The sequence below is a fragment of the Novosphingobium sp. genome, assembly GCF_036820275.1.
Classification (GTDB): domain Bacteria; phylum Pseudomonadota; class Alphaproteobacteria; order Sphingomonadales; family Sphingomonadaceae; genus Novosphingobium.
The window spans coordinates 1-19,792 of record NZ_DAISLT010000003.1; the positions used below are offsets into that span (position 1 = coordinate 1).

The window sequence follows — 19,792 nt, forward strand, 5'->3', positions numbered from 1 at the left end:
GACGGCGGCCATGACGACGACGTAGATCAGCAGTGTCTGGACGACGATCGGCGTGAGCAGCACGTTTTCCGGGTGCGGGGCGCGCACGCGCGAGATGATCCAGCTGCCGTTCTCGTCGGTGCGGACGCCGACGACGAGCAGGTTGGAGCGCATCAGCCGCTCGGTATCCTCGTGCGAAAGCGCATAGTCGGCGGCCCGATCCAGGGCATTGCGGCGGGCGACGCGGTCGCGCGCAACGTCGCGGTGGACCACGACGATCTCGCGGACCGGAAACTCCTGGTCGGTGAGGATCTTGGCGAGGCCCGCCTCGGCCTCTTCGTCGCGGATCTCGCCGGGGGCCGCGGGCGAGCGGGTGCTGTATTCGAGGTGGTAGCCCTTGGGGGGCGGCCCGGAAAGCGGCACGCGCGGGCCGTCGCGCTGACCCTCGCGGTGGCGCGACAGGGCACGGGGGCCGCGCGTTTCCATGATGAGGCGGAAGGCCGAGGCATTGAGCATGCTCGCCTCGTAGCCTTCGCGCTGGGCGCGGTAGACGAAGAACGCGCCGAGACCCTGCACGAGCATGAGCGCCACTGCCACTGCCAGCAGCATCTGGCCCATCAGGCTGTGAGGGCGCGGCATCTTCAGGTTCGACATGGCGAGGGCCCGGTCACTCCGCTTCCAGCGGCACGCGCCGGACGTCGGTGGCCAGCATGTAGCCGCCGCCCCAGACGGTCTGGATCAGTTGCGGATTGCGCGAATCGACCTCGATCTTGCGGCGCAGGCGGCTGACCTGGTTGTCCACCGCCCGGTCGAACAGATGCGCCTCGCGGCCCTGCACCATGTCGAGCAGGCGGTCGCGGTTGAGCACCTGACGCGGATGTTCGAGGAAGGCCATGAGCAGGCGGAACTCGACCGAGGAAATCGCCACCGTGGCGCCCTCGGCGTCGGTGAGGCGGCGCTTGAGCGGATCGAGCAGCCAGCCCTCGAAAGCGAAGGCCTCGTTCTCGGGGGCTTGCGTCGGAACGCGATTGGCGCGGCGCAGCACCGAGCGGATGCGGGCGACCAGTTCGCGCGGCTCGAAGGGCTTCACCACATAGTCGTCGGCGCCGATTTCAAGGCCGACGATGCGGTCGGTCGCCTCGCCGCGCGCGGTCAGGAAGATCACCGGGATGTCCTGGGCTTCCACCAGATGGCGGCAGAGCGAGAGGCCGTCCTCGCCGGGCATCATGATGTCGAGCAGGACGAGATCGGGCTTCTCGTCGCGCAGTCTGCTGCGGGCCTCGGCGGCGCTGCTCGCCGGCGTTACGGCAAACCCCTGGCGCGACAGATAGTCGGCCAGGGGCTCGCGGAGTGCAGCTTCGTCGTCGACCAGCAGGATGCGGGCGGGCGAGATATCGTTCATTCCAGTCCTTTTCCGACCGCTTCCGGAAGCGTCCCGTCAGTTCTTTGCAGGCGGGCGCGCGTCAGGTCCACCCCGTTCGCCTTTCCGGGCCTTCCATTCGCCGCGCATCTTCTCATGCGCGGCTCGGCGTTCCTCGGGGGTGACCTTGCCGTCCTTGTTGGCGTCCATGGCGTCGAAGCGCTGGAGCGCGGCGGCGACGAATTCCGCCTGGGTGACGCTGCGGTCGCCGTCGACATCGGCCTTTCCGAAGCCCATCATCGGGCCTTTCATGCCGTGGTGGGGACCGCGGCGTTCGGGATGGTCGCGGCCGGGCCGGTCCCCTTCCGGACCGCCGGGAGGCGGGGGCGGCATTGCGCCATCCGCGCCCGGAGGCGGCGGGGGCATGTCGCCCGGACGATCACCGTCTGGACGCGGGCCGCGATCGCCTTCGGGGCCGCGATCGGCGAGGAACTCGGCCCTGGAGATCGCGCCGTCCTTATTGGTGTCGAGCCGGTCGAACAGGGCCTCGCGCATCTGCTGGCGGCGGGCTTCGCGGTCGGCGCGATCGAGCTTGCCGTCCTTGTTGACGTCGAGACGGGCGAACATCGCTTCGGCGCGGGCCTGGGCCTCGGCGCGGGTTTCGGTACGATCACGGTCGCGTTCCGGGGCTGCCGCCGGACTTTGCGCGCAGGCCGCGCCGCCGATCGCCAGGGCGACGGCGGAAATGCCGATGGTGATCTTGCTGAAGCGGTTCATCCTCATGGCTCTCTTTTCTTGGCGAAATCGGCGAAAGCCGTTGGGCGGGGAAGGGAGGGGGAAGAAACGCCCCGCGGCTTTCTGATGCCCGGTCTAATCGCCGCTTGTCGCGCAGTTGTGTCGTCTTGCGGGTTTATTGTCGCCAATTGTCACAGACCCGGTGCTTCATTCAGCAGGGGGCAAGTCTCTTGTAGAATCATCTGGGGCGATGTCGCGTTCCCTCGCCCGCGGTAATGAACAGGGCGGTGGCGGGGCCGTCGACATCGGCGGTGTGCCAGGCGCCGGGCGGGTTGATCGCATATTCGCCGGGACCGAGGGTGACGGTGCGGGCGCTGCCGTCCGCGAGTTCCTGATGCAGCGTCAGGGCGCCGGAGAGGCAGACGACAAGCTCGTCGCCCGCCGGGTGCATCTCCCAGCTGTCCCAGCTTTCCGCGAAATCGTACATCGAGACGAGGCGGCCTTCGGCGCCGTCACCGGCGGTGCGCTCGATATAGCCGGCGTACCATTCCATGCCGGTGAAGGCGGGCTGCGCCTCGGCCACCGCGCCGAGGCCGAGATGGACCGGATGGGTCCTGAGATCGTGGACTGCCTGCGTCATCGCGCGACTCCTCCCGGCGGGCCTGCCGCCGGGAGGATGCTACGCCTGCGTTTGCAGGCTCACAACAGCAAGAGCGTCTGGATCAGAGAGGACGGCACTGCTCTTTGAGCCAGCTCTTCACTTCGCCGTCGAGCTGCGGGCCGATCACTTGCAGCACCTTGGCGTGATAGGCGTTCCACCATGCCGTTTCGTCGCGCGTGAGCAGGTCGGTATCGACGAGGCGGCGCTCGATCGGCGCGAGAGTGAGGGTCTCGAAGCCGAAGTATTCGCCGTCCGCACCTGCGAATGCGCGCGGTTCGACCAGCACGAGGTTCTCGATGCGGATGCCGTATTCGCCTGCCTTGTAGTAGCCCGGCTCGTCGCTGAGGATCATGCCCGCGAGCAGTTCCTGCGAGGTGCCCGACTGGCCGCCTGCGGGCTTGCCGATGCGCTGCGGTCCCTCGTGAACCGAGAGGAAGCTGCCGACGCCGTGGCCGGTGCCGTGGGCAAAGTCGAGACCGACCTGCCACAGGAACTGGCGCGCCAGCACGTCGAGCTGGCCGCCGTTGGTGCCCTTGGGGAACACCGCGCGGTCGATGGCCATCGTGCCCTTGAGCACGCGGGTGAAGCGGTCCTTCACTTCGGCGAACGGTTCACCGTTGCCGATCCAGACGGTGCGGGTGATGTCGGTGGTGCCGTAAGGATACTGGCCGCCGGAATCGAAGAGGTAGACGCTCTCTGGCGCGAGGGTCAGGCTCGATTCCTCGCTGACGCTGTAGTGCGGGCTGGCGCCGTTTGGCCCCGCGCCGGAGATCGTGTCGAACGAGAGATCGCGCAAGTCGCCGCAAAGCTGGCGGAATTCGAGCAGCTTGGCCGCCGCGCTCAGCTCGGTGACTTCGCCCTTCGGACCTTCGAGCGAGAGCCAGTGCAGGAAGCGCGTCACCGCTACGCCGTCGATCGCCTGGGCCTTGCGATGGCCCTGTTGCTCGACCGGATTCTTCACCGCCTTGGGCAGGATCGTCGGGTCGCGTTCCTCGACGATCGTGGCGCCGACGGTGCGCAGCGCCTCGAACACGGCGGCCACGGCATTATCGGGATCGACCGAGACGCGCTTGCCCGCCAGCTTGCCGAGGCCCGCGACGAAAGCATCACGCGGCTGAATGCGCACGGCATTGCCGAGGTGCTGGCGAAGCGCAGGCGTGACCTTCTCGTCGGGGATGTAGAAGTCGGCGGTGCCGTCGGCATGGGCGACGACATAGGAGAGCGTCACGGGGGTGCGCTTCACGTCGGTGCCGCGCACATTGAGCAGCCAGGCGATCGAATCGAGCGCCGAGATCACCGTGGCGTCGAGTCCGCGCGCGGTGAGCCATTCGGAGACGGCGGCGCGCTTGGCCTTGCTCGTCTCGCCCGCGAGGCCGTCGTCATGGACGAGGGCCGGGTCGGCCGAGGGGGCGGGCTGGTCGGCCCAGACCGCATCGATCGGATTGCCGTCCACCGCAACGAGCGTGCCGCCATTACGGGCGAGCGCGGCCTTCGCTGCTTCCACCCACTTCGAACCGTGGAGCCAGGCGTCGTAGCCGATCTTCGCACCCTTGGGCGCGTTGGCGCCCAGCCAAAGGGCGGGGCTGGTCTGCGGCACGCTTTCGTAGGCGTAGGCCTTGCCGTCCACCTGCTCGCGGACTTGTAGGGTATAGCGCCCGTCCACGAACATCGCGGCGGCGGGCGAGAGCGCGGGGTCGGTCAGCACCACGGCGGTTCCGGCCGAGCCGCCGAAGCCGGTCAGCCAGGCCAGGCGCTGGGCATAGGCGCCGACATATTCGCTCATGTGCTCGTCGGAGATCGGAATCACGAAGCCGTCGAGGCCGCGCGATTTCAGTTCCTGGCGCAGGGCATCGAGGCGCGCTTCATGGGTATTCATCAACATGGAAAGGGTATCCGGCTTGCGGGGGTCATGTGCGCAACATAGATGGTGCTCATGGCAGATTCCACCCAGACCCTAGCCGGTCCTCCACAGGCGGCGAAGAAGCCGCATGGCTTCACCCACCACGGCATCACCGTCGAAGACGACTACGCCTGGCTGCGCGACGCCGGTTATCCCGAAGTCACCGACAAGGCCGTGCTGGAGCACCTCGAAGCGGAAAACCGCTGGTTCGAGGCGCGCATGGCGGAGCAAAAGGCCCGGACCGATGCGCTGTTCACGGAAATGCGCGCCCGCATCAAGGAAGCCGACAAGTCGGTGCCGCAGAAGGACGGCGACTGGCTCTACTGGATCGAGTTCGAGGAAGGCGCCGAGTACAAGAAGTGGTGGCGCAGGCCCGTCGCAGCCAAAGATGACGCTTCTGCCGACGAACTGATCCTCGACGAAGTGGCGCTGGCCGAGGGCAAGGAATACTTCAACCTCGGCGCCATCGCGACCAGCAACGACGGCAAGCTGCTCGCCTATTCGGTGGACGACAACGGATCCGAACGCTTCACCGTCCGCATCAAGGTGCTGGCGACCGGAGAGCTTCTGGCGGATGAGATTCCCGGCACGCTGTCCGGTCTCGTCTGGGTCGCGGATGACAAGGGCCTCGTCTACTCGCTCGCCAACGAGCAGTGGCGCACCGACAACGCGCGCCTGCACTGGCTGGGCCAGCCGCTGGAAAACGACGTCGAACTCTATCACGAGGACGACGAGGGCTTCCGCGTCGGTTCCTCGCTCTCCTCCAACGAGAAGTGGCTGCTGATCGGCACCAGCGATCACGAGACCAGCGAATGCCGCATGGTCCTCGCCAGCGATCCGCTGGGCGAGCAGATCCTCGTGAAGCCGCGCGCGAAGGGCGTGGAATACGATGTCGATGAGCGCGACGGCGTGCTCTACATCCACACCAATGACACCCACGAGAACTTCCGCTTCGCCACCGCGCCGCTGGAAAACCCCGGCGAATGGACGACGCTGATCGCGGGCACCGATGCCTTCTACCTGACCGGTGCCGACCTGTTCCGCGACTTCTACGTGACCGAAGGCCGCAAGCTGGTGGGCCACGGCGCGGGGCTGGACCAGATCGAGGTCCGTTACTACGACGATCCCGCCCGCGTGGAGCCGATCACATTCCCGGAAGCCAGCTATTCGGCGGGCCTTTCGAACAACCCCGAATGGCACATGGACGTGCTGCGCCTGACCTACGAATCGATGGTCAGCCCTTCGTCGGTCATCGACTACGACGTGGCGGCGCGCACGATGGACGTGCTCAAGGTCCAGGAAATCCCCTATGGCTACGATGCTTCGCTCTATGCCACCGAGCGGCTGGAGATCGCGGCGCGCGACGGCACGATGATCCCGGTCTCGATCGTCTATCGGCGCGACCGGACGGGTGCCGGGCCGCTGCACCTCTACGGCTACGGTGCCTACGGCATTTCCATCGATCCCGGTTTCTCGACCACCCGGCTCAGCCTCGTCGATCGCGGTTTCGCGTATGCCATCGCGCATATCCGCGGCGGCGACGACCTCGGCCGGGCCTGGTACAAGGCGGGCAAGCTGGAGCAGCGGGCCAACACCTTCAACGACTTCGTGGACGTCGCCAAGGGCCTGATCGCGCGCGGTTTCACCGAGGCGGGCAGGATCTCGATCTCGGGCGGCTCGGCGGGCGGCGAACTGATGGGTGCGGTGGTCAACTCCGATCCCGAACTGTTCGGCGCGGTCGTGGCGCATGTGCCCTTCGTGGACGTGCTCAGTACCATGCTCGACGACACCCTGCCGCTGACGCCGGGCGAATGGCCGGAATGGGGTAATCCCATCGAGGACAAGGCCGCCTTCGAGCTGATCCTGAGCTATTCGCCTTACGATCAGGTCAAGGCCCAGGCCTATCCGCCGCTCATGGTGACGGCGGGCCTCAACGACCCGCGCGTGACGTACTGGGAACCCGCCAAGTGGGTGGCGAAGCTGCGTGAACTCAAGACCGACAGCAACGAGCTGATCCTCAAGACCAACATGGGCGCGGGCCACGGCGGCAAGTCGGGCCGGTTCGAGAGCCTGAAGGAAACGGCGGAGGAATTCGCCTTCATCCTCTGGCAGCTCGGCATCGAAGGGTGAAGCCGCCCTTTGCCCTGACCTTCACGGCGCAGGCCCATGACATCGACGTCATGGGCCACGTCAACAATGCGGTCTGGGTGCAGTGGATGGAAGCGATGGCCACCGCGCACTGGGAAGCAGTGGCGCCGCCGGAGCATCAGGCGAAGTACGCCTGGGTCGTGACCCGGCACGAGATCGACTATCGCGGCAATATCCGCGAAGGCGAGAGCGTGATCGGCGAGACCTTCATTCCCGAAGGCCCCTCGGGCGCGCGGTTCGTGCGCCGGGTGGATTTCCGCAATGCCGCGGGCAAGATTCTCGTTTCGGCTCGGACGACCTGGGCGATGATCGAGATCGCTTCGCAGCGCCTGATGCGCGTGCCGCCGGACGTGGCGGCACCGTTCTGGAGCGAGGCCGGATAGCCACTGGCTGCCCTACAGCACTTCGTCATCCTGAACTCGTTTCAGGGTCTATTCCTCAGCATGCGCTGCCATTGGGAAGGGGAACGCCGCAGCGTCCTCATCTGGAAACGGGCACCGGGGTATGTGGCAGGATGGACCCTGAAACGAGTTCAGGGTGACGGTGGTTTTTTGACGGGTGGGGGTGTCATCGTCGTCCCGGTTCTGACCGGGACGACGATAGAGCAAACTCAGGCCAGCACTTCGCTGACCGGCACGTAATCGTAGCCAAGCTCGGTTGCGACAGCCTCGAACGTCACTTTTCCGGCATGGACGTTGAGCCCCTCGGCGAGGTGCGGATCGGCCTTCAGCGCCGCCTTCCAGCCGAGGTTGGCGATCGCCAGCGCGTGCGGCAGGGTCACGTTGTTCAGCGCATAAGTGCTGGTACGCGCCACGGCGCCCGGCATGTTGGCGACGCAGTAGTGGACGATGCCGTCGACCACGAAAGTCGGTTCGGCGTGGGTGGTGGCATGGCTGGTCTCGAAGCAGCCGCCCTGGTCGATGGCGACGTCCACCAGTACCGCGCCGGGCTTCATGGTGCCCAGCATCTCGCGCGTCACCAGCTTGGGCGCGGCGGCGCCGGGGATCAGCACGGCGCCGATCACGAGGTCGGCCTCGGCCACGCTCTCGGCGAGGTTGGCGGTGCTGGAGAAGCGGGTCTTGGCGCGCGCCTCGAAATGGATGCCGAGGCGTTCGAGCACGTCGGGGCTGCGGTCGAGAATGGTCACGTCGGCACCGAGGCCCACGGCCATCTGCGCGGCGTTGAAGCCGACCACGCCGCCGCCGATCACCGCGACTTTGCCCGGCATAACGCCGGGAACGCCGCCCAGCAGCACGCCGCGGCCGCCGTGGGCCTTCTCCAGCGCGGTGGCACCGGCCTGGATCGACATGCGGCCCGCGACCTGGCTCATCGGCTTGAGCAGCGGCAGCTGCCCGCCGGGGCCGGTCACGGTCTCATAGGCGATGGCGGTGACGCCGGACTTCACGAGATCGGCGGTCTGCTCGGGATCGGGGGCGAGGTGGAGGTAGGTGTAGAGGATCTGGCCTTCGCGCAGCATCGCGCGTTCACCCGCCTGCGGTTCCTTGACCTTCACGACCATCTCGCAGCCGTCGAAGACCTCCTTCGCGGTGGCGACGATCCTGGCGCCCTGACGGGTGTAGTCGGCGTCGCTGGCGCCGATGCCGAGACCCGCGCCGCTTTCCACCCAGACTTCGTGCCCGTGGGCCACCAGTTCGCGGGCGCTCTCCGGCGTCAGGCCGACGCGATATTCGTGATTCTTGATTTCCCGGACCGTACCGACACGCATATTCTCGACTCCGCAAAAACTTTTCTGCCGCCCAGATACACCCGCGCTCCTGCAAAGTTTCACCGAATTGGGGCTTGTCAGAAAGCGGAACAGGAATATTTCCCACTCTTGAAACAAACGGCAAGAGAATTTTCCATGGACCGGGCGGACCGCGCACTTCTTGAAGCGTTGCAGGCAGACTCGTCGCGCTCGATCGCCGATCTGGCCGCGCTGGTGAACCTGTCGCCCTCGGCCTGCCACCGCCGCATCCGGGCGCTGGAGGAACAGGGCCTGATTTTGGGCTATGCCGCGCGGGTCGACGCGAAGCGGCTGGGACTGTCGGTGGAGGTTTTCGTGGAGATCACGCTGACCAGCCAGAGCCGCGAGGCCATGGAACGCTTCGAGCGCGCGGTCGGGGATTTCGATGATATTCTCGAATGCCACCTGATGTCGGGCGCGGCGGACTATCAGCTGCGCGTCGCCGCTGCCGACCTTGACCACTACGACCGCATTCACCGAGACTGCCTCGCCCGCCTGCCCGGCGTCTCCTCGATGCGGACGAGTTTCTCGCTGCGCCGAATCAAGCGGTTCGAGGGTTATTCGGTGCCCTGACCGGGCCGAGCCCGGCGGGTCTCAATGGGCGTCGCGCAGGTCCTGCGTGAGGATGCGGTCGCGGGCGGCGCGAAGGTCGCCGGTCTCGTACTGGATCGACAGGCGTTCCTTGTCGCTGGAACGGTACATGTCCTCGGCATTGTCGATCTGCTCGACCGAGAGGCCGAGCACTTCCAATGCCTCGCGCGCCATGACGACGGCCGATTCCATCACTTCGCGGACCATGAAGGTGACGGGCGCGTCCTTAAGGCGGATCATCGCGCGCCGGTCGTAGACGCGGGCGATGATCCGGGCATCGGGGAATGCCTCGTGGACGTTCTGGAGGAAGCTTTCGGAAAGCTGGTCGCCGTCGATGCAGAACACGATCATCTGCGCGCTGCCCGCTCCGGCCTGGCGCAGCAGGTCGATGCGGGTGCCGTCTCCGAACCAGACTTTCGCGCCGAAGCCGCTGGCCACGTCGATCATCTCGATATCGGTGTCGATCAGCGTCACCTGGATCTCGGCGGCGATCAGCACTTGCGCCACGGTCTGGCCGTAACGGCCGTAGCCGACGACGAGTGCGCTGGCGCCGTCCTTGCGTGGGCCTTCGCGGGTTTCCTTGCTCACCGGCATTTCGCGGATGCGCTTGGTCGCCATCATCAGGAACGGGGTGGTGACCATCGAAAGCGTGACGATGGCGCTGAACAGGCTGGCCGCCTTCGGCTCGATCAGCCAGGCGCTCTGGGCCTGGGCGAAGAGCACGAAGCCGAATTCGCCGCCCTGGCTCAGCAGCAGTCCGAGCGCCAGCGCGCTGCGCCAGTTCATCTTGAACAGCAGGCCGAGGCCGAAGATCACCGAGGCCTTCACCGCGATCAGCGCCAGCGCCATCAAGGCCACGAACATGGGCCGCTCGGCAATGGCCGATAGGTCCAGCATCATGCCCACCGACATAAAGAACAGGCCGAGCAGGATCGAGCGGAACGGCTCGACGTCGGCCTCCAGTTCGTGGCGATAGGGCGTGTCCGCCAGCATGACCCCGGCGATGAAGGCGCCGAGCGCGGTCGAAAGGCCCAGCGACTGCATCAGTGCCGCCGAGGCGATCACCGTGAACAGCGCTGCGAACACGAACATCTCGCGCTCGCCGAGGTTGCCGATCAGGCGGAACAGCGGCCGGATCACGAAGCGGCCCGCCAGGATCAGGCCGGCGATCGCGGCCAGCGTCTCCAGCACCAGGATCCAGCCCGGAGGACCTTCGGGCAAGTGCGGGTTGCGGTTCATCGCTGCGATGATCGTGATCAGCGGAATGATCGAAAGGTCCTGGAACAGCAGGATCGCGAAGGATCGCTCGCCGAACGGCGTGTTCAGGCGCCCCGCGCTCTGGAGCATCGGCAGGACCTGCGCCGTCGAGGAGAGGCCGAGCGGCAGGCCGAGCGCCAGGGCGGCCGCCAGGCTGAATCCGGCGGTGAAATAGATCACCGCCGAGACCGCGAGACCGCAGAGCGCCACTTGCAGGAACCCGAGGCCGAAGATTTCGCTGCGCATCCGCCAGAGCCGCCGCGGCGCCAGTTCAAGGCCGACGATGAACAGCAGCAGGGTGATCCCCAGCTCCGCGATGCCCAGCTTGTTCTCCGCATCGCCGACAAGGCCGAAGGCATAAGGCCCGAGAATGGCGCCCGCGAGCAGGTAGCCCAAGGTGGCACCCAGGCCGAGACGGCGGAACAGCAGGACGAAGGCAAGCGCCGTACCGAGCAGCAGGAAGCCGTCGTTCAGCAGGAATGCCTGGGAATGATCTTCCATCGGAGCCTTTCGGGCGGGAAGCGGGAAACGGGGAGGCGAACCGCTTTCTTAGGGCGTTCCGCAAGGGCGCGTAACCCCTCGATCGGGTGAGGGGCGGCAAAAGACCCCAATCAGCGTGGCAGGATCAGCGACCCTTTGCGGATTCGCCCGTTGGCACGTCCTTCGCCGGGATCACGCGGTCCTTGGCCGCCGACCAGGCCATCTGTCCGCCGATCCAGGTTTCGAGCACCTTGGTTGCGCGCAGCTTGTCGGGCGCGGCCAGCATCGGGTCGGCATCGACGAAGAGGAAGTCCGCGCGGTAGCCCTTGGCGATGCGGCCGAGACGGTCCTCGGCGAACATCGCGTAGGCCGCGCCGGTGGTATAGGCGCTGAGCGCGGCTTCGCGGCTGAGCGCTTCCTGCGGCTGCCAGCCATTGAAGGGCTGGCCGTCCGCACCCTGGCGGGTGATGGCCACGGCCAGGCCGACGAAAGGCTGGGCGGGCTCGACCGGCGTGTCCGAACCGAAGGCCAGCGGCGCGCCGGTGGCCGCGATCGACTTCCAGGCATAGGCGCCGCCCAGACGGTCGGGGCCGAGGCGGGCTTCGGCCATCGTCCTGTCCGAGGCTTCGTGCTGCGGCTGCATCGAGGCGATCGTGCCGAACTTGCCGAAGCGCGGCAGGTCGGCGGGATCGACGATCTGCGCATGTTCGATGCGCCAGCGGCGGTCGCCCTTGTAGGTGGCGGAAAGCTCCTCGATCGAATCGAGCACGGTGGCATTGGCCTTGTCGCCGATGGCGTGGACCGCGATCTGGAAGTTGTCCATCGCCGCGCGGCTCATCAGATTGTTGAGCTGCGTCTCGTTCATGCGCGGCAGGCCCCTGGTGCCTGCGGCGTCGGCGTAGGGCTGCTTGAGCCAGGCGCCGCGCGAACCGAGCGCGCCGTCGAGATAGAGCTTCACCCCGTTCATCTTGAGATGATCGTCGTAGAGCCACGGCGTCGGGCGAGGGCCGCCGATCAGCGTCATGTTGTCGATGCCGTCGGCATACGTGACGATGCGGATGCGCAGGCGGCCGGCGTCGGCGGTGCGGCGCATCGATTGCCAGTCCTCGATCGAGGTGCCCATGTCGGCGATCGCGGTCACGCCTTGGGCCAGCAGCGCAAGCTGCGCCTCGCCCAGCGCGGTGTCGCGATCTTCGGGGCGGGGCTTGGGCATCTTCGCTTCGATCAGCGTCATGGCACCGTCCACGAAGACGCCGGAAGGTTGCCCATTTCTACCCGGGGCGCTGCCGGCGATCCGCAAGATCTCCCCTCCGGCAGGCGCGGCGGTCGTCGCGGTAACCCCGGCGGCGGAGATCGCGGCGGAGTTGGCCCAGCCGGCATGGCCGTCGACGCGGGTGAGCCAGGCGGGCTTGCCGCCGGTCGCTCCGTCAAGTTCGGCGGCGGTGGGCATGCGGTCCAGCCCCCACTGCACCTGGTTCCAGCCGCTGCCGAGAATCCACGGCGCGTCGGGATGGGCGGCTGCCCAGGCCGAGATGCGCGACAGTGCCTCGTCGAGGGTCTTGGCCATCGACAGGTCGAGCGTCATTTTCGCGAAGCCGGTGCCCATGACGTGGCCGTGGGCATCGATCATCCCCGGCACGACCGCGCGGCCCTTGCCGTCCACCTGATAGTCGACCTTCTTGGGCCGCTTGTCACCGTGCCTGTAAACTTCGGCGATGCGTCCGTCATTGCCGATCAGGAAGCCCTCGAAGCGCTCGACGCCGCCCTTGCCGTCCGCCGTTACGCCGTCGACATTATCTACCAGAACGTCGGCAAAAGCGGCGGGCGCCAGCGCGGGGCTTGCCGCGATGGCGGTGGAAACGAGCAGCAGCGCGAAAGCTGCGCCATTCGTGGAATTCACTTGATACCCTTTTTCGGGAGACGCTTGATGATCGCGCTGGTGTCGAGGCGGCCGCCGCCCTGTGCCTGAATGTCCGCGAAGAACTGGTCGATCAGCGCGGCGACCGGCAGCGAGACGCCAAGTCCGCGCCCTTCATCGAGGCTGAGGCCGAGGTCCTTGCGCATCCAGTCGATCGCGAAGCCGAAGTCGAACTGGTCATCGTTCATCGTCTGCCAGCGGTTGTCCATCTGCCAGGACTGGGCGGCGCCGCCGGAGATCGCCTCATAGACCTTGTCCATGTCGAGGTGGGAAGCCTGGGCGAAGCGCACGGCTTCTGCCAGCGCGGCGACATTGCCGGCGATGCAGATCTGGTTGGCCATCTTGGCGATCTGGCCCGAACCCGCCTTGCCGACATGGACGATGCGGCTGGAATAGGCCTCCATCACCGGGTGCGCGGCTTCGATCGCCTCGTCACGGCCGCCGCACATGAGGGTGAGCGTGCCCTTCTCGGCGCCGATCTGCGACCCGGTCATCGGCGCATCGACGCAGTGGATGCGCAAGTCCCGCGCCTCGACCGAAATCTGGCGGGCGATGCGCGCCGAAACCGTCGTGTGGTCGATGAAGACGCCGCCCTTCTTGAGCATGCGGAAAACGCCGTTCGGGCCGAGCACGACTTCCGACAGGTCGTCGTCGTTGCCCACGCAAGTGATGACGACATCCGCGTCCTGGGCCGCATGGGCCGGGTTCGCGGCGATGCGATGCGCAAGGCCGGGGTTGTCCTGCGACCACTTGTGCGCCCGCTCCGGCGAGCGATTGAAGATGGTGAGTTCGTGACCGGCCAGCGCGATATGGCGCGCGATCGCGCCGCCCATGACACCCAGGCCGATGAAGGAAACCTTGCGTTTTTCGTTCATGCAAGCGTTCTAGCGCTTTTTGCACGAAAGCAAACCGCCTGGGGCAGGGAAATCTTTTCGTTCCGGCGCAGTCGGCGGACGATCCGACCGCAAGAGCCGATTTCGCAGCGGCCAATTCGAATAATAATATTACGGCGTTAAACGATGGGGGGAATTTTTCCTAACGTGCGGCTTTCCATTCGGCACGCTTTCCTTTAGGCGCGCCCCATGGAACAGCCATTGCTCAAGATCGCTGCGGAGCCCGAAGAGGCTACGCTGACTGCCGAAGACGTTCGTGCGGCGGCGGAGCGCATTATTGGCAAGATCGTCCGCACCCCGACGCTCTACTCCAAGACGCTCAGCGCGATCACCGGCGCGGATATCTGGCTCAAGTTCGAGAACCTTCAGTTCACCGCTGCCTATAAGGAGCGCGGCGCTCTCAATGCCCTGTTGCTGCTCGACGAGGAGCGCAAGTCGCGCGGCGTGATCGCCGCTTCGGCCGGAAATCATGCCCAGGGCCTGTCGTACCACGGCACCCGGCTGGGCGTGCCGGTGACGATCGTGATGCCGCGCACCACGCCGACCGTGAAGGTCATGCAGACCGAAAGCGTCGGCGGCAAAGTCGTGCTGGAGGGCGAGAGCTTCGATGAGGCCTATGCCCATGCCCGCAAGCTGGAAGCCGAACTGGGCCTGACCTTCATCCATCCCTTCGACCATCCGCACGTCGCGGCGGGGCAGGGCACCGTCGCGCTGGAAATGCTGGAGGATGTTCCCGATCTCGACACGCTGGTCCTGCCGATCGGCGGCGGCGGCCTTGCCACCGGCATGGGCACGGCGGCGCGCGCGATCAATCCGGACATCCGCCTCGTCGGCGTCGAGGCGCAGCTCTATCCCTCGATGTACAATCTGCTGAAGGGCACCAGCCTGCCGATCGGCGGCGATACCCTGGCGGAAGGCATCGCCGTGTTCTCGCCCGGCCAGTTCACCTCCTCGGTGCTGCGCAACCTGCTCGACGAGTTCCTGCTGGTCAGCGAATCGGGCATCGAGAGCGCGCTCGCGCTGTTGCTCCAGATCGAGAAGACGCTGGTCGAGGGTGCGGGCGCCACGGGCCTCGCGGCGGTCATGGCGAATCGCGAGCTGTTCGCGGGGCGGAAGGTCGGCATCGTGCTGTCGGGCGGCAATATCGACACTCGCCTGCTGGCGAACGTCCTGCTGCGCGATCTGGCGCGCTCCGGCCGTCTTGCCCGGTTGCGGATCGGTTTGCAGGACCGCGCCGGCGCACTGTTCAAGGTGGCCAAGGTGTTCCACGAGCACAACGTGAACATCATCGAGGTCTTCCACCAGCGCATCTTCACCCATCTGCCCGCCAAGGGACTGGTGACCGAGATCGAGTGCGAAGCGCGCGACAAGGATCAACTCGATGCCCTGGTGGCTGCGCTGCGGCGCGAGGGTTACGAGGTCAAGCAGGTCGAGACCGAGTAGACTTTCCTGCGAATCGCGAAAATTCTTCTACAATAAGGCGGCGGGAGGCAGCAGCTTCCCGCCGCCTTATTGCGAATCGGCCTTATTGCGAATCGGGCGGGGAGGTGCATAAGCGCGCTTTGGGGAGAGCGGCGGCATGAGGGGGCAAGTTCGGTGGTATCGAGTTGGGGCGTTAACTGCGCGCGCGCAATCTGCTAACTTCTCGGCACGAGAAAGAACCAATCCGGGACAACCGGGCGGAATCGCCACCCAATTGGTCTCGATTCCGGGGCAGGTGGGGCAGGTTTCGTGGTTAAAACGCTTTCAACCGGCGCATGGGCTATGCATATTCAGGGCTAACAAGGAGGAAGCGCCGGCGTCGCGGCGGACCTCCATCAGTCTAGAGGGTCAGTTTCGTCCGTGACGGCACCTGTTCGTTTTCCCCGGTTCTTCGTGACCAGCCCGGCGCCGTGCCCCTATCTGCCGGGCCGCAGCGAGCGGAAGGTCTTTACCGAACTCAAGGGGCCTCACGCCGATTCGCTTAACGACGCGCTGGGCCGCATCGGCTTCCGTCGCAGCCAGACCGTCGCCTATCGTCCCTCCTGCCTGGATTGCAACGCCTGCATTTCGGTCCGCGTCGTCGCCGGGGAATTCGCACCGTCCAGCACGCAGAAGCGCCTGCTGAAGCGCAACGACGATCTCGTCGCCACCGTCTGCCGTCCCTGGTCCACCAGCGAGCAGTTTGACCTGCTCCAGCGCTATCTCTCCGTCCGCCATCCCGAGGGCGGCATGACCTCGATGGACGAAGTCGATTTTGCCGACATGGTCGAGCATACCCCGGTCACCAGCTACGTGATCGAATATCGCGAGCCTTCGGAAGACGGCGAGACTCCCGGCCGTCTGGTCGGCGCCTGCCTCACCGATCGCCAGTGCGACGGGTTGTCGATGATCTACAGCTTCTACGATCCCCATCACGAGGATCGCCAGGGCCTCGGCACTTACATCATCCTCGACCACATCCGCCGCGCCACGGAGATGGAGCTTGCTTACGTCTACCTCGGCTACTGGGTCGAAGGCGCGCCGCGCATGCAGTACAAGGTCCGCTTCCGCCCGATGGAAAAGCTGGGCCGTGCGGGCTGGGAGCGCTTCTCGCCTGTCGAGCAGGACCGCCTGATCTCGGCGGCGGTCGCCAATCCGCGCAGCCGCGACGACGTGAACGAGGGTGCCCGCAAGGACGGCGTTCCCTCGATCACGCAGTAAGGCTTATTCCGAACTATCCGGCTGCATAGAGCGCAGCCTCTTCGGCGCGTCGCCGCTTCAGGCCCTCCAGAACCTTCCCGTCATTGTAGATCCACTTGCCGAACTCCGCTGCCGCCTCGGTGAAGCGGCCCTGGCGGTGCAGTTTCGTCAGCGTGGCCTTGGCGATGGCGCCGGTGTTGTAATGGAAGGACACGAGCGCATCGAACTGGTTCGGCGAAGTCGCGGCATTGCCGATCGCGGCGGCGACGTCGCGGACATAGTGGGTGATCTCGCTGTCGAAGCGGGCGTCGCACTGGGCCTGGGTCCAGATCGTTCCCGGCCCGATGTCGGCGCCGGTGGAGCCCCAACCGATCGTCCAGGGCTTGCCGTCCTTGCTGCCGGGATCGGGATAGGCTTCGAAAAGCCCATCGGCGCGGCGCCGGGCGCAGCCTTCCCATTTGCGGATCAGCGCCTGCCCTGCGGACCCGAGCGAGAGACCACCTCCGTCTACGGGATCCGTTGCCAGCGCCGCGTCGATCGCCCGATCGAGCTTGGAGACTTCCTGCGCCGTGAATCCGCGCCCGAGCAGCAGGCGCACTTCGTCGAAAATCGGCTTGCGATGGAACATCGGCCTCTCCTTGGTTGAGAAAGGCCGATCAAGTAAGCCGGATGCAGGGTTGTAGGAAAACGGTTTCTTTTCGCGAAACCGTTTTCCGAACAGGTCAGACGTCGAGGTTGGCGACGTTCAGCGCGTTTTCCTGGATGAAGTCGCGGCGCGGCTCCACTACGTCGCCCATCAGGCGGGTGAAGATCTCGTCGGTGACGTCGGCATCCTCGACCTTGACCTGGAGCAGCGCGCGGTTTTCCGGGTCCAGCGTGGTTTCCCAGAGCTGGTCGGCATTCATCTCGCCCAGACCCTTGTAGCGCTGGATCGACAGGCCCTTGCGGCCGGTGGCCAGCACCGCGTCGAGCAGCTGCGAGGGGCGGCTGATCGTGTCGCCGCCAGCGACCGGACGGGTCGCCGGGGTATCGTCTTCGCCCTCAGGGGCTTCGACTTCGACCGTCTCGGTGCCCGCGCGCACGAGGCGGGCGGCGCCGGAGTAGACGTCCGTGTTCTCGGAGGCGAGGCGGGCGAGCTTGCGGGCTTCGGCGCTGGCGACGAAACCGGCCTCGATCTTGTGGTGATCGGTGACGCCGCGCCACAGGCGCTCGACTTCGAGATTGCCCGCTTCGGTCAGGCGCGCGGTCCACCGGGCTTCCGGATCGCCGCGATCCAGCCATTCGGCCGCGCGATTCAGGGCCGCCATGCGATCGGCGGGCGAAAGGTCGGCGGCGAGCGCACCGGCGATCGCCAGCGCCTCGATGATGACCGGATCGAAGCGGCGCGGCACGAAGGCCATGATGTTGCGCATGCGGATCGCATGTTCGACCAGCGCTTCGAGATCGCTGCCCGTGCGGGCGCCGCCCGTGGTTTCGAGCACGCGACCGGCAAGACCGGCTTCGACCAGGTAGCGGTCGAGCGCGGCGTTGTCCTTCAGGTAGACTTCGCTGCGCCCCTTGGCGACCTTGTAGAGCGGCGGCTGGGCGATGAAGAGGTGTCCGGCGCGGATGATGTCCGGCATCTGGCGATGGAAGAACGTCAGCAGCAGGGTGCGGATGTGCGCGCCGTCGACGTCGGCGTCGGTCATGATGACGATCTTGTGGTAGCGCAGCTTTTCCAGGTTGAAGTCGTCGCGGATGCCCGTGCCCATGGCCTGGATCAGCGTGCCGACTTCCTTCGAGGAAATGATGCGGTCGAACCGCGCGCGCTCGACGTTGAGAATCTTGCCCTTGAGCGGCAGGATCGCCTGGATCTTGCGGTCGCGGCCCTGCTTGGCGGAGCCGCCTGCGGAGTCACCCTCGACCAGGAACAGTTCGCACTTGCTGGGATCGCGTTCCTGGCAGTCGGCCAGCTTGCCGGGCAGCGAGGCGATGTCCATCGCGCCCTTGCGGCGGGTGAGTTCACGGGCGCGCTTGGCGGCTTCGCGCGCGGCGGCGGCATCGACCACCTTCTGGATGATGGTCTTGGCGTGGCCGGGGTTTTCCTCCAGCCATTCGCTCATCTTGTCGGCCATCAGCGCTTCGAGCGGCTGGCGCACTTCCGAGGAGACCAGCTTGTCCTTGGTCTGCGACGAGAACTTGGGATCGGGCAGCTTGACCGAGACGATCGCGGTCAGGCCTTCGCGCATGTCCTCGCCCGAGAGCGAGACCTTTTCCTTCTTCAGCAGGCCCGAACGCTCGGCATAGCCGTTCAGCGTGCGGGTCAGCGCGGCGCGGAAGGCGGCGAGGTGGGTGCCGCCGTCACGCTGCGGGATGTTGTTCGTGAAGCACAGTACGTTCTCGTAATAGGAATCGTTCCATTCGAGCGCGACTTCCATGCCGATGCCGTCCTTGTCCGCGCCGATCGCGATCGGTTCGGGCATGAGCGCCTGCTTGTTGCGGTCGAGATACTTCACGAAGGCGCCGATGCCACCTTCGTAATAGAGATCGTGCTCGAGGGCTTCCTCATGGCGCTTGTCGCGCAGCTTGATGCGCACGCCGGAGTTGAGGAAGGCGAGTTCGCGGTAGCGGTGTTCCAGCTTGTCGAAATCGAATTCGGTGACGTTCTTGAACGTCTCGGTCGAGGCCAGGAAGGTCACGCGGGTGCCCTTCTTGAAGCCGTTGTCGTCCGGGTTCTCGCTCACCTTCGGCGCTGCGCCGCGCACTTCCAGCGGGGCCACGGCATCGCCGTGGGCGAACTTCATCCAGTGTTCCTTGCCCTCGCGCCAGATCGTGAGTTCCAGCCATTCGGACAGGGCGTTGACCACCGAGACGCCCACGCCGTGGAGGCCGCCCGAGACCTTGTAGGCATTGTCGTCCGAGGTATTCTCGAACTTGCCGCCCGCGTGGAGCTGGGTCATGATGACTTCGGCGGCGGAGACGCCTTCCTCGGCATGGATGCCGGTAGGAATGCCGCGTCCGTTGTCTTCCACCGAGACCGAGCCGTCGGCGTTGAGTTCGATCAGCACGAGGTCGCAGTGACCTGCCAGTGCCTCGTCGATGGCGTTGTCGGAGACTTCGAAGACCATGTGGTGCAGGCCCGAGCCATCGTCGGTATCGCCGATGTACATGCCGGGACGCTTGCGAACCGCGTCGAGGCCCTTGAGGACCTTGATCGAATCCGCGCCGTAGCTGTTCTGGTTCTTGCCGTTTTCAGGCACGGTGCCTTCAGTGCTTGCCATGCCGAGCATATAGGGTTTGACGGCCATAAACCCAAGCAAAACCGGGTCTCGCGTGGGGCTTTTCCACAGAGTCTGACGGGTTGTCCGAAGTGTCGTCGCCGGTCGGTTGCCTCGGCGCGTCCAGTTGCGCGCATCGCATCGCAGATGAACTGGGAATCGGGAAAGCCGATTGCTCCAGACGCAAAAAAGGCGGCCACTCGGGCCG

At 66.0% G+C, this 19,792-nt stretch carries 15 protein-coding genes and 1 pseudogene; 5 read left to right on the forward strand and 11 right to left on the reverse strand.

Going from position 1 to position 19,792, the window contains the following annotated elements; translation table 11 throughout:
* From V7066_RS02785 to V7066_RS02805, 5 genes and pseudogenes are all read right to left on the reverse strand, one after another.
* A pseudogene (locus tag V7066_RS02785) lies at positions 1-633 on the reverse strand (two-component sensor histidine kinase); the annotation flags it as partial.
* 13 nt (positions 634-646) lie between these two features.
* A complete protein-coding gene (locus tag V7066_RS02790; RefSeq protein ID WP_334181727.1) occupies positions 647-1,381 on the reverse strand; it encodes a response regulator in 735 nt (244 codons plus the stop codon).
* A 36-nt stretch (positions 1,382-1,417) separates the two neighbouring features.
* On the reverse strand, positions 1,418-2,116 hold the full coding sequence (locus V7066_RS02795; protein WP_334181728.1) for an EF-hand domain-containing protein: 699 nt from the start codon (positions 2,114-2,116) through the stop codon (positions 1,418-1,420).
* A 196-nt stretch (positions 2,117-2,312) separates the two neighbouring features.
* Positions 2,313-2,714 carry a cupin domain-containing protein gene (locus V7066_RS02800; protein ID WP_334181729.1) on the reverse strand — a complete coding sequence of 134 codons (402 nt, stop codon included), beginning with the start codon at positions 2,712-2,714 and terminating at the stop codon, positions 2,313-2,315.
* Positions 2,715-2,796: 82 nt separating this feature from the next.
* Positions 2,797-4,617, reverse strand: coding sequence for an aminopeptidase P family protein (locus V7066_RS02805; protein WP_334181730.1), 1,821 nt, complete (start codon positions 4,615-4,617; stop codon positions 2,797-2,799).
* A gap of 51 nt (positions 4,618-4,668) precedes the next feature.
* On the opposite strand from V7066_RS02805, the gene V7066_RS02810 reads away from it, so the two are divergent.
* The gene (locus V7066_RS02810) at positions 4,669-6,765 is read left to right on the forward strand and encodes a S9 family peptidase (RefSeq protein WP_442947294.1); all 2,097 of its coding nucleotides are present in this window, start codon (positions 4,669-4,671) and stop codon (positions 6,763-6,765) included.
* The gene (locus V7066_RS02815; protein ID WP_334181732.1) at positions 6,762-7,166 is read left to right on the forward strand and encodes an acyl-CoA thioesterase; all 405 of its coding nucleotides are present in this window, start codon (positions 6,762-6,764) and stop codon (positions 7,164-7,166) included. The genes V7066_RS02810 and V7066_RS02815 overlap by 4 nt, the downstream gene beginning before the upstream one ends.
* A 227-nt stretch (positions 7,167-7,393) precedes the next feature.
* Here the strand turns inward: V7066_RS02815 and ald are convergent, their stop codons facing one another.
* Positions 7,394-8,509: an alanine dehydrogenase gene (gene ald, locus V7066_RS02820; protein WP_334181733.1), complete on the reverse strand. Its 1,116-nt coding sequence runs from the start codon at positions 8,507-8,509 to the stop codon at positions 7,394-7,396.
* Positions 8,510-8,644: 135 nt separating this feature from the next.
* Between ald and V7066_RS02825 the strand changes: the two genes are divergently transcribed.
* Positions 8,645-9,100, forward strand: coding sequence for an Lrp/AsnC family transcriptional regulator (locus V7066_RS02825; RefSeq protein ID WP_334181958.1), 456 nt, complete (start codon positions 8,645-8,647; stop codon positions 9,098-9,100).
* A 21-nt stretch (positions 9,101-9,121) separates the two neighbouring features.
* Here the strand turns inward: V7066_RS02825 and V7066_RS02830 are convergent, their stop codons facing one another.
* From V7066_RS02830 to V7066_RS02840, 3 genes are all read right to left on the reverse strand, one after another.
* The gene (locus V7066_RS02830) at positions 9,122-10,876 is read right to left on the reverse strand and encodes a cation:proton antiporter domain-containing protein (protein ID WP_334181734.1); all 1,755 of its coding nucleotides are present in this window, start codon (positions 10,874-10,876) and stop codon (positions 9,122-9,124) included.
* 124 nt (positions 10,877-11,000) lie between these two features.
* Entirely contained in the window at positions 11,001-12,725 is a 1,725-nt protein-coding gene (locus V7066_RS02835) for an amidohydrolase (protein WP_442947301.1), read from the reverse strand.
* 26 nt (positions 12,726-12,751) lie between these two features.
* Positions 12,752-13,648: an NAD(P)-dependent oxidoreductase gene (locus V7066_RS02840; protein WP_334181735.1), complete on the reverse strand. Its 897-nt coding sequence runs from the start codon at positions 13,646-13,648 to the stop codon at positions 12,752-12,754.
* A 207-nt stretch (positions 13,649-13,855) separates the two neighbouring features.
* On the opposite strand from V7066_RS02840, the gene V7066_RS02845 reads away from it, so the two are divergent.
* Both V7066_RS02845 and V7066_RS02850 read left to right on the forward strand, forming a co-directional pair.
* Positions 13,856-15,109: a threonine ammonia-lyase gene (locus V7066_RS02845; protein WP_334181736.1), complete on the forward strand. Its 1,254-nt coding sequence runs from the start codon at positions 13,856-13,858 to the stop codon at positions 15,107-15,109.
* A gap of 399 nt (positions 15,110-15,508) precedes the next feature.
* Positions 15,509-16,348 carry an arginyltransferase gene (locus V7066_RS02850; protein ID WP_334181737.1) on the forward strand — a complete coding sequence of 280 codons (840 nt, stop codon included), beginning with the start codon at positions 15,509-15,511 and terminating at the stop codon, positions 16,346-16,348.
* Between the two features lie 13 nt (positions 16,349-16,361).
* Here V7066_RS02850 and V7066_RS02855 read toward each other — a convergent pair whose 3' ends face one another.
* Positions 16,362-16,955, reverse strand: a complete 594-nt coding sequence (locus V7066_RS02855; protein WP_334181738.1) for a lysozyme — start codon at positions 16,953-16,955, stop codon at positions 16,362-16,364.
* A gap of 94 nt (positions 16,956-17,049) precedes the next feature.
* Positions 17,050-19,587, reverse strand: coding sequence for a DNA topoisomerase (ATP-hydrolyzing) subunit B (gene gyrB, locus V7066_RS02860; RefSeq protein ID WP_334181739.1), 2,538 nt, complete (start codon positions 19,585-19,587; stop codon positions 17,050-17,052).
* Between the last annotated feature and the right edge of the window lie 205 nt (positions 19,588-19,792).